We start from the raw sequence: 14,298 nt of genomic DNA on the forward strand, positions 1-14,298 counted from the left end.
GGCGTTTGTGACTTTGCTTGCGGGCCAGGACCGCGAGCAGCGCGATGACCGCCACGGCGACCACGACGGCGACGACGATCCAGATGACGGTGTTGGTGGCCACCACGGGCTCCTTCGTTCGGTGCGGGCGCGGTCACCAGTTTTGACGATCCCGCTATTTCGCCGGAATGCCCTCCGCGGGGGCTGACTAAACCGGCGCAGACGTCAGGAGACGATCAACGAGCCCGTCATGTTCGGGTGGTAGGTGCAGTAGAACTCGTAGGTTCCCGGCTCGGTCGGCGCGGTGAAGGTCGCCTTCTGGTTACCGTCGACGTGCACGTCGAACCGGCCCGCCGTACGGGAGGTCACCGAGTGCTCGGCCCGGTCGGTGTTCGCCACGGAGATCAGCGCACCGGGCGGGACGGTGATCGGTTCGCCGAACTCCATGCTGCTGATGGTGATCGTCGGCGCGGTGCCTGCGCTGGCCTCGCTGGTCGCCGTCGCACTCGCCGTCCCCGGGTCGCGTTCCGCGGTGGAGGTGTCGCTGGGGCTCTCGGCCTGCCCGCACGCCGCGGCCAGTGCGATCAGACACCCGATCAGCAGGATCTTGATGGTCTTCATGGTTCGCCCCTCGCTCGTGGGCGTGATTGTCCTCGTCGTGGTCGGAGCCCGGGCGGAATCGGCCGATCAGCGCAGCGCGCGCCTGTCGACGATGAACAGCGCGAGTGTCACCGCCAGGAAGGCAGCAGGCAGCCAGACGGCATGCACACCCCAGGCCCGGCTGCCGACCGCACCGGCGACGGCGCCCGTCGCGAAGGCGGCGATGAGCGCTCCGTAGACGCCGAACGCCCGCCGTGATGCGGCCTGGCGCTCGACGAACCCGTCGTAACCGGCCTCGACGAAGCGATACAGGTTCCCGGTGGTCGCCACCGGCAGGTAGGCCAGATCGCCGATGTTGCGGAACAGGCCGATCTGCACGGCCGCCAGGAAGGAGATCGGCACCGTCACATAGCTGTGCGGCACCGAAGCCGGGACGAAGCCGATGACGGCCAGCGCCGCCGCCTGCACGGCCATGGTCCACCGCAGCGGGTGCGGCACCACGCGTTCCACCCGCCCGGACTTGATGTGGGCGGCGAGCACGATGCCGGCGATGAAGGCCAGCAACGGCCACACGTGGGCCATCGCCGCCGCCCAGTGGTCGTGGGCAACGTCGATGGCGAAGAAGATCACGTTGCCCGTCTGCACGTTCGCGAACACCCCGCCGCGGGACACGTACGTGTACGCGTCGAGGAACCCGTTGGCCGTGGTCAGTAGCAACGCGAACCACAGCGTCCTGGTGCGCTCGGTGTCTGCTGGTCCCGGTTCGACCATCCGGTCACGTTAGCGTGCGGGGCGGCCCGTCATCGGGCGCCGAGCGCGTCGAGCATCCCCGCCGCGGCCCGCGGCCAGGTGAACTGCTCGGCGCGGCGCCGGGCATTGTTGCGGCGCAACGGTTCCGGTGTGCCGATCACCGAGGAGACCGCGGCCGCGATGGCATCCGGATCGTTGTCGGCGGTGGCGCCGCTGTCCGAGGTGAGGATCTCGGCGAGTGCGGAGGTGCGCGACACCACGGCGGGGGTTCCGCACGCCAGCGCTTCGAGTGCGGCGAGCCCGAACGTCTCGTGCGGACCGGGAGCCAGAGCGACGTCGGCGGAGGCCAGGATCGTGGCGACGGTGTCGCGGCAGCCGATGTAGCCGGTGAAGGCGACCGGCAGCCGCGCGGCCTGGCGTTCGAGCCGCGCCCGCATCGGTCCCTCCCCCACGACGACCAGCCTGGCGTCCACGCCGGAACTCCGTAGCGATGCGACGGTGTCGATGCTGCGGTGGGCGTGCTTCTCCACCGACAGGCGCCCGCAGTGCACCAGCAGAGTCTGCTGCGGATCCGCCCACTGCCGGCGGACCTGCAGCGATCTCCGGCTCGGGTGGAACTGGTCGAGATCGACGCCGAGCGGGACCGTGACGACGTTGCGGGCGTCGATGCGGTCGAACTCCTTGCGTGCGAACGCCGTCGTGCACACCACCGCGTCGTAGCTCGCCGCCGTCCGGCGGTTGGCGATGTTCGCCACGGCGCGCGCCATCGGGCCGGGCAACAGCTGGCCGACGAGCCGGTCCAGCCGTTCGTGGGAGATCATCACGCTGGCGACGTTGTTCCGCCTGCCCCACCCGCCGAGCGAGCGCAGTGTGAGCCGGTCGGACACCTCGATCGCGTCGGGCTCCAGTTCGCGAAGCAGGGTGGTGACAGGGCCGGGGAGCACCGCCCGATAGCCGCCGGTGAACGGGATCAGCCGCGCGGGCAGTGATATCCGGGTGACGCCCGACGGCAGCGTGTGCTGTTCGGGACGGCGTCCGGGCACGACGAGATACACCTCGTGGCCCGCGGCGCTGTACTCCGCGCCGAGCCTGTCGATTGCGGTGCGCAGCCCGCCCGACCGCGGACCGTAGAAGTTCGCCACCTGCACAACCCGCATGGCACCGATGGAAACCGCAGCGCATGTGCGGTCAACAACGGCGGTGCAACCGGTGTCTTAACGACCCGTGAACCTCGGCACCAGGAGCGGAGGCTCAATCCACGTGGCGGGTGAACCAGTCCTGCACCCTGCGCCAGGCGTCCGCTGCGGCCGCGGGGTCGTAGCGATCACCGGTGTCGTTGAAGAACGCATGGTTGGCATCGGGTTCGGTGACGAGCTCGAACACCAGTCCGGCCTTCTCGAGTGCGGCACGGGCGACAGGTTCCGTCGCATTGACCCGCTGATCCTGCGCTGCGTAAAGACCAAGCACCGCAACGTCTTTGGAGCCGGCGAAATCGGGATTGTCCGGCGTCGGCCCGTAGAACGGCACCGCGGCGGCGAGTCGGGGTTCGCCCGCGGCCAGCAGCCGCCACACCATGCCACCGCCCATGCAGAAGCCGACGGCGGCCAGCTTCTTGCCTGGCACCCGGCGGGCGATTTCGTCGAGTCCGGACCTGAGGTCGGCGACGGCCTCGGCCGGCGGCAGCTTGCTCAACGCGGCCGTCGCCTCGGCGGGATCGGCGAACTTCCCGGTGCCGCCCTGCCCGGACAGCAGGTCGATCGCCAGCGCGGAGTAGCCGATGCCGGCGAAGCGTCCCGCCACCGAGCGGATGTAGTCGTTGAGACCCTTGTTCTCGTGGATCACCAGCACGGCGCCGCGTGCAGCGGGCGCCTCGGCCCACGCCGCCTGCAACTCGCCGCGCGGCCCCGCCCAGGTCACCGGCGTGGTGGGTACGGCGGTGTCGGCTCCCGGAGGTGGCGCACTGGCGGTCACCGCTCCGCTCGAGGTGACCGGGGCCTCGGCCGTCGGCTCCTTGTTGCCGCTGCACGCGGCGATCAGCGAGGTCGCCGCGGCGGTGCTCAGGCCGAGCAATCCGAGCCTGCGCACGGCTTCACGCCTGGACAGCAGGCCGTCGACGTGGTCGGTGGCGATTTCCTCGGCGATGTAGCGCTGCAGTGGAGTCACCTTGGCGAGTATGCGCCTGCGATGCCGGCGGCGGCGGCGAGACCCGCCGCGCGCATACTCGGCTCATGAGCGCCTGGACGCCCGATCCGGATGCGCTGCGCGGACGCGTCGCCGTGGTCGCCGGTGCGACCCGCGGTGCAGGGCGGGGCATCGCCGCAGCACTGGGCGAGGCCGGCGCCACGGTGATCTGCACCGGTCGCAGCAGCAGGTCGGGATCTGCCGGCCCCGGCGGCATCCGGTCGGACTACGACCGCCCCGAGACCATCGAGCAGACTGCGGAATTGGTCACCCGACTCGGCGGCACCGGTGTCGCCGTCCAGGTCGACCACCTCGACATCGCGCAGGTGCGCACCCTCGCCGACCGCATCGCCGACGACTACGGAACCATCCACATCCTGGTCAACGACATCTGGGGCGCGGAACTGCTCAAGGGCCCGCCGCCGAGCTGGAACCGGCCCGTGTGGGAGCACGACCTCGACGCGGGACTGCGCATCCTGCGCCTCGGTCTCGACACCCATCTCATCACCTCGCACTGCCTGCTACCGCTGCTGGTCCGGGCACCGGGCGGGCTCCTCGTGGAGATCACCGACGGCACAAGCGAACACAACGCCGACCGATACCGTCTCTCGGTGTTCTACGACCTGGTCAAGACGGCGGTCAACCGGCTGGCCTTCTCCCATGGCCACGAGTTGTCCCCCTTCGGCGCCACCGCCGTCGCCGTCACGCCCGGCTGGCTGCGGTCGGAGATGATGCTCGACAACTACGGCGTGACCGAGGACGACTGGCGGATCGCGCTGGAACCCGACCGCCCCGCCGGTCGCCCGACCGCACCACCGGGCTTCGCGGACTCCGAGTCGCCTCGCTTCGTCGGGCGCGCGGTGGCCGCCATCGCCGCGGACGAGGACCGGGCGCGGTGGAATCAGAGCTCCGTCAGTGCGGCCGAACTGGCGCGCGTCTACGGGTTCACCGACCTCGACGGCCGCAGGCCCGACCCGTGGGACAGCGCATAACCGCAGGTCCAGGCGGCTGCAGCCAGATCAGTAGACAAATTGCAGAATCTGTTCACTGATTTCGTTGACACTGCGATACCGCGGGCGGTTCTATGACGAGGTGACCTACGACACGATCATCCGCAACGGCCGCTGGTTCGACGGCACCGGCGCCGCCTCCGCGGTGAGGAACATCGGCATCCGGGACGGCCACGTCGTCGCGATCTCGCCGGACCCGCTCGACGAGGCGGACTGCCCGCAGGTCATCGACGCCACCGACCGCTGGGTGCTGCCGGGCATGCTGGACATCCACACCCACTACGACGTGGAGGTGCTCGACGGCCCGGCGCTGTCGGAGTCACTGCGGCACGGCGTGACCACCGTGATGCTGGGGTCCTGCTCGCTGTCGACCGTCCACGTCGACGGCGAGGCGGCGGGCGACCTGTTCGGCAGGGTGGAGGCGATCCCCCGCGATCACGTGATCGCGGCGGTCGACCGGCACAAGACCTGGTCGTCGTGCGAGGAATACGTATCGGCCCTGGAGTCGCGGCCGCTGGGCCCCAATGTCGCCGCGTTCCTCGGCCACTCCGACATGCGCACCGCGGTGATGGGGCTCGACCGCGCCACCCGCAGCGACGAACGTCCCACCCGGGCCGAGCAGGCCGAGATGGAGCGGATGCTCAAGGCGGCGCTCGACGCCGGGTTCGTCGGAATGTCCTCGATGCAACTGCTCTTCGACAAGATCGACGGTGACACCTGCCGCTCGCGCACCCTGCCGTCCACCTATGCCAAGCCACGCGAACTGCGCAGGCTCAAGTCGTTGCTGCGCCGAACCGGGCGGATCCTGCAATCCGGCCCCGACATCCAGAATCCGCTCAACCTGGTGTCGCAGCTGGCCCAGTCGCTGGGCGTCTTCCGCAATCCACTCAAGACCAGCCTGCTGTCCGCCGCCGACGTGAAGTCCAACCCGTATGCCATCGTGGCGCTCGGGCCGATGGCGCGCGCCGTCAACGCCCTCGGCGGCGACTTCCGCTGGCAGCACCTGCCCGTGCCGTTCGAGGTGTACGCCGACGGCATCGACCTGGTGGTGTTCGAGGAGTTCGGATCGGGTGCGGCCGCACTGCATCTGCGCGACGAGGTGGAGCGCAACGAGCTGATGCGCGACGAGTCCTACCGCAGGCAGTTCCGTAAGGACTACGAGAACAAGATGGGCATGCGGGTGTGGCAGCGCGACTTCTTCGACGCCGAGATCGTCGGCTGCCCGGAGGCCTCGCTCGTCGGCAAGTCCTTCGGTGACGTGGGACTCGAACGGGGTCTGCACCCGGTCGACGCGTTCCTCGACCTGGTCCTCGCCCATGGCACTGCCCTGCGCTGGCGCACCACCATCTCCAACCATCGGCCCGACGTGCTCAAGAAGCTCGCGCGCGATCCCGGCATCCAGATGGGCTTCTCCGACGCCGGCGCACACCTGCGGAACATGGCCTTCTACAACATGGGCCTGCGGTTCCTGCGCCACGTCCGCTCGGCAGAACAGGCCGGGCGGCCCTTCATGACGGTCGAGGCCGCGGTGCACCGGCTGACCGGCGAGCTCGCCGACTGGTACCGGCTCGACGCCGGGCACCTGCGCATCGGTGACCGGGCCGACGTCGTCGTCCTCGATCCGGCGCGGCTGGACGACACCCTCGACGCCTACGCCGAGCATCCGGTCGACCACTACGGCGGCCTGTCGCGCATGGTGAACCGCAACGACGCCACCGTCATCGCCGTCCTGGTGGGCGGCAACACGGTGTTCCGCGACGGAGCGCCGACCGACCTCGTCGGCACCCGACGGACGGGTCGCTTCCTGCGCGCCGCCCACCGGGCCCCGGCACCCACCGCAACCGAGAAGGAGTTGTCCAGTGCCCGTTGACGAAACGGTGCTCGGTATGTGGAAGGCGCTGTCGGCGCGCGACTGGGAGCTGCTCAAGACCCACCTGGCCGACGACTGCATCTATGCGGACATGCCGGTCGGCCCGGCACTGGCCGCACGGGGCCCCGACGACATCGTCAAGCGACTGAAGGTCGGCCTCGAGCCGCTGGCGAGCTATGAGAACCACGACGGCACGCTGGTCAGCAACGGCGCCGACGTGATGTACGAGCATTCCGAGACCTGGGGATGGCACAGCGGGGAGACCGCGGTGCTGCGCTTCGTGACGGTGCACCGCGTCGAGAACGGAAAGATCACGATCTGGAAGGACTACTGGGACATGTCCGGGCTGACCGCCACCGCGCCGCCGACCTGGATGGAAGAGCTGATGAGCGCCGACACGTCATGGGTGTTCGACGCCACCGGGCTCATCTAGAAACCTAGACGCTCCAGGCCATCCGGAACTTGTCGCACAGTTCGTGGGGTGACAGGTCTCCGAAGTTCTCCTGCTCGTAGCGCCGGACCGCCAGCACGGCGTCGACCACCTCGTCGCCGAGGACGCCGCGCAGCAGGGCGGACCGATCCAGCCTGTCCAGTGCGGTGCTCTGCTCGGCGGTCAGCAGCACGGTGCCGTCGCTGTCGCGCTGTTCGGCGCTGAGCGTCGCGGGGTCGACGGTGGTCTCCGGCGGCAGCGCCAGTTCCCGCTCGATGCCGTCGAGTGCCAGGCCGAGGACGGCCGCCGACGCCAGGTAGGGGTTGGCCGACGGGTCGATCACCTTGACCTCGACGTTGCCGCCGTGCGGGTTGCCCGGTCCTCCGGTGAGGAAACGCACTGCGGCTTCGCGGTTCTCGGCGCCCCAGCAGACATAGGCGCCGGACCAGTGGCCGGGTTGCACACGCAGGCCGGACACCACCGAGCCGCACAGCGTCGCCTGCGCCTCGGGCAGGCCCGCGACGAGCCCCGCGACGGCGGACTCCCCTGCCGGCGTCATTCCGTGTGCGCCTGCCCCGCCGGAGAACACCGGCGTCCGGTCCTTCAGCAACGAGAAATGTTGATGAGCACCGGATCCGACGCTGTCGGCGAACGGCACCGGCGACAGGCTGACCCGCAGCCCGTACCGGCGGGCGACCCGGCCGACGATGATCCGCATCAGCACGAGGTGGTCGGCCGCGGCGACGGGCGACTGTGGTGCGAGCGAGATCTCGAACTGATTCGGTCCGTACTCGGCGTGGAACTGTTCGATGTTCACCCCGGAACCGGTGGCGGCCTCGGTGACGTCGCGGACGAACCCCTCGTACTCGAGCACCCCCGCCAACCCGTACTGCGCCCAGGAGTGCGTCGGCAGCCGGGAGCCGTCGGGCCCGACCAGCAGGAACTCGAGCTCGTGTCCGACCGCCGCGGTGAGCCCGGCGTCGGCCAGTCGCTGCTCGACGCGGCTCAGCGCACCCCTGCAGCAGTAGGGGTCCGGTGCGCCGTGCTGATCGAAGAACGCCCCTGGCGCCCAGGCGAATCCGTCACCGAGGATGCGCAGTGCGCCGAGGTCGATTCGGATCCGCTGGTCGCCCACCGGGCCGATGGCGTCGCTGACCGCGATGCCGACCTGATCGATGGTGAAGGCGTGCCAGACGGGGCTGGCGCCGAGCCCCGGGTCGGCGAATGCCCCCATCCGGCGCAGCGGCACCGTCTTGGCGTGTGTCAGGCCGGCGGGATTGACGACGGTTCCGATCAGGGTGGCGACCCCGTCGGACTCGAGCTGGGCGATGGCCGCTGCGGCCAGCGGTTTGGCTGCCATGCCCGTCATTGTGCATGGCGCGGGCGCACAGCCGCGGCGGGAACCGCGCCGCGGTCAGAACTGGCGAGCGTCCTCTACAGGGTGATCTTGCAGGACTGGCCGATGTCGAGGGTGCGCAGCACCCGGCCCATGCCCAGCCACATGGCGCACGAGATCGCGAGATCGGTGATCAGGTCGCCGTCGAAGTGCTCGCCTGCGCGCTGCCAGAAGTCCTCGTCGTCCCGCAGGCCGGTGTGGTCGGTGACGAACCGGTGGGCGAACTCGGCGGCGATCCGTTCGGCGGGGCTGTAGCCGGGCCACGTCCGCCATTCCGACGCGTGGGTGTAGAGGTCCTCGTCCACGCCTGCGGCCGCGCCGTCGGAGTCGCGGGTGTTCAGGCAGACGACGCACTCGTTCGAGTCGGCGATCACGATCCGCGCGAGTTCCCGCACGCGCAGCGGCAACCGGCCTTTCGCGTAGACCGCCTGGGTGAAATTCGCCATCGCCGAGCCGAGGTCGGGTGACCGGACGGCGAAGGCGGTGACGTCATCGTCGGCGAAGTCTCCGATTCGGCTCATGGACGGATCTTACGGCGGATCGGCCGGAATTGGAACACGTTCTAGTTTGTCGGCGCCGCGGGTGCGGCGGCGGTGAGTTCGCCGCGCTCGTCACCCCAGTCGCGCTGCACCAGCATGCGGTGGGCGATGCGCTCCAGCGCGGCCTCGACCTGCAGCCGGTCGGGCCGGCCCTCGAACGTCGGGGACTGCGCCAGCTTGTCGACGATGAGGCTGACCAGGGCGGCGGAGGCCGCGTCGACCTGTCGCGCGCCGCGCTGCGTCAGCCACAGCCGATTGCCCGTCCGCAGGGCATATCCCGTCTCCACGAGCCGGCCGAAAATCGGTTCGATCACCTCGCACGGGATGCGCAGCCGGTCGGCGATCGTGGTCAGATCGGCGGTGCCGAAGGCCTGGTTGTGCCGGTAGATCTGCAGCAGCGCCCACAGCCGGGCGACGTCCAGTTCACAGCCAGGGCAACCGGCGACGTTGCGCAGCCGGATGTCCGGTGAGTTGCGCATGAGCCTGCCGATGGTGGTCTCCAGCAGCTTCTCGGGCGTCTCGGTGCTCGGCATGCCGAAGCTCTCGCCGAGATCGACCGCGACCCCGGTCTCCATCTCGCGCAGTGGCACCTCCTTGAGCAGCAGGGCGACGAAGAACCCGACGAGTGCGACCGGTGCGGCGCACAGGAAGACCAGCCCGAGTGAGTCGGCGTAGGCCGTGACGATCGGGGCCGCCTGCTGCGCCGTCAGCTCGTGCAGCGCCTGCGGCGACTCCGCGGCGGCCGGCGGTGCTCCGCTGGCGATGACGGCCGCGCCGATGCGGTCGTCGAGAAAGTTGGCGAACAGCGAGCCGAAGATCGCCGCGCCGAACGAGCTGCCGATGGTCCGGAAGAAGGTGACCCCCGAGGTGGAGACGCCGAGATCGGTGAAGGCCGACGTGTTCTGCACAGTCAGCACGAGCACCTGCATGCACAGCCCGATGCCGGTGCCGAGCACGAGCAGGTAGAGCGACTGCAGCAGCAGCGGGGTGGTCGCGTCCATCCGGGACAGCAGCACGAAGGCCACCGCCATCACGGCGGTGCCGACGACGGGGAAGATCTTGTACCGGCCGGTGCGGCTCACGAGGATGCCGCTACCGGTCGACGTGATGAGCAGACCGGCCACCATCGGCAACGTCCGCAGGCCCGACTCGGTGGCCGACACCCCGTCGACGAACTGCATGAAGGTCGGCAGGAACGTCAGCGCGCCGAGCATCGCGAATCCCACGATGAACGACAGCACACAGCACACCGTGAAGACCGGGCTGGCGAACAGCCGCATCGGCAGGATCGGCTCGGCGGCCCGCCTCTCGGCCCACACGAAGGCGGCCAACGCCACGGCCGAGCCGACGAACAATCCGATGATCACCGGCGAGCCCCAGGCGTACTCCCCGCCGCCCCAGCTGGTGGCCAGTGTCAGGCCGGAGGCGCCGAGGCCGACGAGGACGATTCCGGCGTAGTCGATCGCCGGCCGTGCGCCGCGGGCCAGGGCAGGGATGGCGGTGGCGGCGACGATCAGCACGACGATGGCGACCGGCACGTTGATCCAGAAGGCCCACCGCCAGGTCAGGTGGTCGGTGAAGAAGCCACCGAGCAGCGGTCCCACCACCGTCGTCACGCCGAACACGGCGCCGAGGGCGCCCTGGTAGCGGCCGCGGTCACGCAGCGGGATGACCTCGCCGATCAGCGCGGTCGCGGTGACCATGATCGCGCCGCCGCCGATACCCTGCAGCGCGCGGGAGGCGACGAGCATCGTCATCGACTCCGAGAGCCCGCACAGCACCGAGCCGGCCAGGAAGAACAGGATGGCGACCTGGAACACCAGCTTGCGGCCGAACAGATCGCCGAGCTTGCCGACGATCGCGGTGGCGATCGTCGACGCGAGCAGATAGCTCGTCACCACCCAGGACTGGTGCCCGGCGCCGCCGAGGTCCGCCACGACGGTGGGCAGGGCGGTGGCGACGATCGTCTGGTCCAGGGCTGCCAGCAGCATCCCGAGCAGCACGGCGACGAACACCAGGTTTCGGCGCCGGGCGCCGAGCATTGCGCTGCGGTCCTCGGGATCGCTGGCCGTTGCCTCCGGAGTCGTGGTCGTCATGCCTGCCTTTCTCGCCGCCTGACCGTACATCGTTAGCTAGGCTAGAAAAGTTACGGCCGACGCAGAACGGCCGCAGGACGGGGGCTTCCCGTTCCTGCGGCCGGCTACCCGGACAACCCGGTGCGAATGTGCGCGGGCGGCGCGCTATTCCGCCGTGCTGCCCGGCGGGCGGGACACGCACTGCGCCGCGTAGAGCTGCTCCCCGAGCTTGTCCATCAGCTGCAGCTGGGTCTCGAGGTAGTCGATGTGCTTCTCCTCGTCGGCAAGGATGTACTCGAAGAGGTTGGCGGTGGTGTGGTCTTCCTTCTCCCGGCACAGCGTGATGCCCGGCTTGAGCCGTGCCATCACCTCGTACTCGATCGCGAGATCGGCCTCGAATTGTTCGCGCAGCGTCTGCCCGACGCGCAGGGAGAAAAGCCGCTGGTAATTCGGCAACCCGTCGAGAATGAGAATTCGATCGGTGATGGACTCGGCGTGCCGCATTTCTTCGAACGATTCCGCCCGAGTGTGTGAGGCCAATTCCGTGAAGCCCCAATTGTCCTGCATCTTGGAATGCAGAAAGTACTGATTGATTGCTGTCAATTCGCTCGTCAACTGCTCGTTGAGCAATTTGAGGACTTCGGCATCGCCTTGCATGTTCGCTCCTAAACACCTCGGGGGCCGACCAACGTGTCGCCATCTGCGCCGCCTCTCCAATCTAGTGCAGAAGTGGCCGGATGGGCACCTCATTACGCCTGTCAGAGGCATGTTTTCGGACCGAGGAGCGATTTTGGTAAGACAGCCTCACCTTTCAAGTGGGGGCACTCTGGACTGCCTGTCCTAACTAAGGTTAGACTGCGCTAACGCGTCGACGGGGAGCTCGGACAGGTGGAAAACAATGGGTGAGTACGACCTCCACTCGCTCATTCTCGCGTGCGATTTCCGGGTCGACGACGTCGATCGAATGTGGCGTTGGCTCCAGAAACACGAATCCGGTCTCGACGCGATCGGCGCGCATCACGTCGTTCTCTACCGGTCGATCTGGGAGCCGGGGCGCGTGCTGGTGACGATCGGCTTGCGCAATCCGATGTCGATACGTGAGATATTGCGGTCACCGACCATTTTCGAATGGTTCGACATCTCCGGTGTCGAGGACATCCCACCCATCTTCGGCGGCGAGGTGGTCGAGAAGATCGACCTCTGCGGGCCGACCTCGGAGGAACACGTCGGCCGCACCGTCGTCGGCGTCATGTCGTCCGTCGACGACGTGCCGGCCCTGATGGCCAAGATCCACGACGGCATCGACCGGTTCAAGCGTGGCGGTGTCCGCAAGATCTGGGTGTACCGGGCGCTCGACGACGGGCAGGAAGTGATGATCCTGCAGGAGATCCAGGACGAGGCCAGCGCGCGGAACTGGATAGAGCATCCCGACGCCGCGGCGGAGTGGATGTCGCACGCCGGCCTCGGCGCCTACCCCACCCAGTTCGTCGGGCGCTTCGCGCATCTGATGAGCATCGACGGCGGAACGAACGGGTGAGCTGATGTTCGTCTGCTTGTGCCACGGCGTCACCAGTCATGTGGTGGACGAGGTGGTGGCCGCGGGCGCGAGTACGACGAAGCAGATCGCCGAAGCCTGCGGCGCGGGCAGCGAGTGCGGCCGGTGCCGGCGCACCCTGCGCGCCATCATCGCCGCCCACCAGGTCAACGACTCTGCGACCCCGGCGGGGCGCTGACTACTCCCCCTGGTCGCGTCGATCGGCGAAGGCCGCCAGCGCCTCGGAGTTGGCGGCGGAGCCCAGCAGTTCGGCGAACTGGGCGTACTCCCTGGCGATCGCGTCGCGGATCGCTTCCCGCGTGGGCTCCACCATGGTGTGCTTGACCGCCATCAGGCTCGGCAGCGGGCGCGATGCGAGCAACGCGGCGTGCCTGTGAGCCTCGGCGAGCAGGTCCTCGGGCTCACAGACCCGCCACGCCACGCCCATCCGCTGCGCCTCGGTGGCGTCGATCCACTCGGACGACAACAGGATCCACGCCGCGTTCTGCCGGCCGATCAACTGCGGCAGCAGGTAGGACGAGGCCGCCTCCGGCGCCACACCCAGGCTGGTGAACGGACACTTCAACCGCGCGGCGCTCGACATGAACACCAGATCGGCGTAGCCGAGGATGGTGGTGCCGATGCCGACGGCCAGCCCGTTGACCGCGCACACCAGTGGTTTGCGCAGGGTGAGCAACGCCTCCATCATTCCCGGGAAGCCGTACTCGCCCGGCTGGAAGTCCGGATCGGTGACGCGGGCGGCCATCTCGTTGAGGTCGTTGCCTGCACTGAACGCCCGGCCCGCCCCGGTCAGCACCACCACCGACACCTGCGGATCCGCGTCCGCCTCGCGCAACGCGATCGTGGTCGCGTCGTACAGGGCCTCGTTGAACGCGTTGAGCGATGCCGGACGGTCGAGGGTGATCGTGCGGACCGCGCCCTCGTCACTGATCTGCAGTGTCACGGCCAGCAGCGTACGCAATCGCGTCGCGCCCGGGTGCGCTCAGGTGGTCGGTGCGAACGGCGTGCGGAACACGTAGCGGCTGCTGGGCACGGTGTCGACGTCGCGATCGGCGCCGAACCGACCGGTGCTGGCGAGCATGCGCCGCATCCGGTCGCCGAGATCGGCGTCGTCCGCGGCGCCGAAGAACGCGCGCAGGTCGGACACCGCGTCGAGCGGGAACGTCTCCTCGACCAGCGCGGAAAGCTCCGGCGCCGCCGGCGTGAGGGCCCGCACGACGGTGTTCTGCACGTAGCCCGACGTGGCCTGTGTGGCCAGCGCAACCGGGGTGTGGTCGACGTGCCAGCGCTCCAGCCAGCTCGCCTCGTCGAGTTCGGCCGGGCGGCGCAGCAGCGCCACGTTGACCAGTCCCGCCGCCCGCTCCCCCGGAGAGGGTGTCGGCGGCGCCAACGGCACCGACTCGGTCACCAGGTACGCCGCTGCCTCGGCGCACTCCCGCGCCAGTCGCTCGACGACCGCGGCGACCTGGCCGCCGTAGTACTGCTGGGTCCACACGCTGACGACCGCCATCACCGGAGGGTCCAGCGTGGTCAACGTCATGAGCGAGTCCCGCACCACCGCGTCGCGGACATTCACCGCGAGACCGGGCACGCCCGTCGCCAGGAGCTCCGCCGAGACCTCGCCGCGCAACCGCTCACACCAGGCGTCGTCGACCTCGTCGGACCGCAGCGTGATCATGACCTTCTCCACGGGGTGAACCTACATATCGTTTCCGAACCGGTGTGGCGGCCTGCCCCGCGATGCGTCGCCTCCGGGTGAGAATGGGCGGGTGCAACTTCGGCCCCTGACGCTCGAGCGGGCGGCGCCCAGGTGGCCGCTCGACCTCGGGGCGGTGCTGCGCAGTCTGGCCGGTGTGCTGTTCGTGGCCGCGGTCGCGCTGCGATTCGGTGCGGTCGGCGCGGCGACCGCGGCG

15 protein-coding genes are annotated in these 14,298 nt (G+C 69.2%); 5 read left to right on the forward strand and 10 right to left on the reverse strand.

The window, feature by feature from the left end; genetic code table 11:
- Nucleotides 1–204: 204 nt before the first annotated feature.
- The 4 genes from Q2100_RS10605 to Q2100_RS10620 form a co-directional block, all read right to left on the reverse strand.
- Nucleotides 205–600, reverse strand: coding sequence for a cupredoxin domain-containing protein (locus tag Q2100_RS10605; RefSeq protein ID WP_302914022.1), 396 nt, complete (start codon nucleotides 598–600; stop codon nucleotides 205–207).
- 66 nt (nucleotides 601–666) lie between these two features.
- Nucleotides 667–1,350 (reverse strand): YoaK family protein, encoded by a 684-nt coding sequence (locus Q2100_RS10610; RefSeq protein WP_264011883.1) that lies wholly within the window; start codon nucleotides 1,348–1,350, stop codon nucleotides 667–669.
- A gap of 29 nt (nucleotides 1,351–1,379) precedes the next feature.
- On the reverse strand, nucleotides 1,380–2,486 hold the full coding sequence (locus tag Q2100_RS10615) for a glycosyltransferase (RefSeq protein WP_302914023.1): 1,107 nt from the start codon (nucleotides 2,484–2,486) through the stop codon (nucleotides 1,380–1,382).
- Between the two features lie 94 nt (nucleotides 2,487–2,580).
- Nucleotides 2,581–3,492, reverse strand: a complete 912-nt coding sequence (locus tag Q2100_RS10620) for a dienelactone hydrolase family protein (RefSeq protein WP_302914024.1) — start codon at nucleotides 3,490–3,492, stop codon at nucleotides 2,581–2,583.
- Nucleotides 3,493–3,557: 65 nt separating this feature from the next.
- Here Q2100_RS10620 and Q2100_RS10625 point away from each other — a divergent pair, with 65 nt between their 5' ends.
- The 3 genes from Q2100_RS10625 (at nucleotide 3,558) to Q2100_RS10635 (ending at nucleotide 6,823) form a co-directional block, all read left to right on the forward strand.
- Entirely contained in the window at nucleotides 3,558–4,502 is a 945-nt protein-coding gene (locus Q2100_RS10625) for an SDR family oxidoreductase (protein ID WP_302914025.1), read from the forward strand.
- Nucleotides 4,503–4,602: 100 nt separating this feature from the next.
- The gene (locus Q2100_RS10630; RefSeq protein WP_302914031.1) at nucleotides 4,603–6,390 is read left to right on the forward strand and encodes an N-acyl-D-amino-acid deacylase family protein; all 1,788 of its coding nucleotides are present in this window, start codon (nucleotides 4,603–4,605) and stop codon (nucleotides 6,388–6,390) included.
- Nucleotides 6,380–6,823 (forward strand): nuclear transport factor 2 family protein, encoded by a 444-nt coding sequence (locus Q2100_RS10635; protein ID WP_302914026.1) that lies wholly within the window; start codon nucleotides 6,380–6,382, stop codon nucleotides 6,821–6,823. The genes Q2100_RS10630 and Q2100_RS10635 overlap by 11 nt, the downstream gene beginning before the upstream one ends.
- Before the next feature lie 4 nt (nucleotides 6,824–6,827).
- Here Q2100_RS10635 and Q2100_RS10640 read toward each other — a convergent pair whose 3' ends face one another.
- The 4 genes from Q2100_RS10640 to bfr form a co-directional block, all read right to left on the reverse strand.
- A complete protein-coding gene (locus Q2100_RS10640; protein WP_302914027.1) occupies nucleotides 6,828–8,189 on the reverse strand; it encodes a type I glutamate--ammonia ligase in 1,362 nt (453 codons plus the stop codon).
- Between the two features lie 65 nt (nucleotides 8,190–8,254).
- Nucleotides 8,255–8,737 carry a carboxymuconolactone decarboxylase family protein gene (locus tag Q2100_RS10645; protein ID WP_264011876.1) on the reverse strand — a complete coding sequence of 161 codons (483 nt, stop codon included), beginning with the start codon at nucleotides 8,735–8,737 and terminating at the stop codon, nucleotides 8,255–8,257.
- Between the two features lie 41 nt (nucleotides 8,738–8,778).
- The gene (locus tag Q2100_RS10650; RefSeq protein ID WP_407667609.1) at nucleotides 8,779–10,851 is read right to left on the reverse strand and encodes an MDR family MFS transporter; all 2,073 of its coding nucleotides are present in this window, start codon (nucleotides 10,849–10,851) and stop codon (nucleotides 8,779–8,781) included.
- Between the two features lie 144 nt (nucleotides 10,852–10,995).
- Nucleotides 10,996–11,487 (reverse strand): bacterioferritin, encoded by a 492-nt coding sequence (gene bfr / locus Q2100_RS10655; RefSeq protein ID WP_264011875.1) that lies wholly within the window; start codon nucleotides 11,485–11,487, stop codon nucleotides 10,996–10,998.
- Nucleotides 11,488–11,728: 241 nt separating this feature from the next.
- Here bfr and Q2100_RS10660 point away from each other — a divergent pair, with 241 nt between their 5' ends.
- Both Q2100_RS10660 and Q2100_RS10665 read left to right on the forward strand, forming a co-directional pair.
- Complete coding sequence (locus Q2100_RS10660; RefSeq protein ID WP_302914028.1) at nucleotides 11,729–12,367, forward strand: fatty-acid--CoA ligase; 639 nt, start codon at nucleotides 11,729–11,731, stop codon at nucleotides 12,365–12,367.
- A gap of 4 nt (nucleotides 12,368–12,371) precedes the next feature.
- On the forward strand, nucleotides 12,372–12,563 hold the full coding sequence (locus Q2100_RS10665; protein WP_264011873.1) for a (2Fe-2S)-binding protein: 192 nt from the start codon (nucleotides 12,372–12,374) through the stop codon (nucleotides 12,561–12,563).
- Here the strand turns inward: Q2100_RS10665 and Q2100_RS10670 are convergent, their stop codons facing one another.
- On the reverse strand, nucleotides 12,564–13,328 hold the full coding sequence (locus Q2100_RS10670) for an enoyl-CoA hydratase/isomerase family protein (protein WP_302914029.1): 765 nt from the start codon (nucleotides 13,326–13,328) through the stop codon (nucleotides 12,564–12,566). It abuts the gene before it with no gap.
- 39 nt (nucleotides 13,329–13,367) lie between these two features.
- Complete coding sequence (locus Q2100_RS10675) at nucleotides 13,368–14,075, reverse strand: hypothetical protein (RefSeq protein WP_302914030.1); 708 nt, start codon at nucleotides 14,073–14,075, stop codon at nucleotides 13,368–13,370.
- Between the last annotated feature and the right edge of the window lie 223 nt (nucleotides 14,076–14,298).

It is taken from the genome of Mycolicibacterium arseniciresistens (genome assembly GCF_030519285.1).
Classification (GTDB): domain Bacteria; phylum Actinomycetota; class Actinomycetes; order Mycobacteriales; family Mycobacteriaceae; genus Mycobacterium; species Mycobacterium arseniciresistens.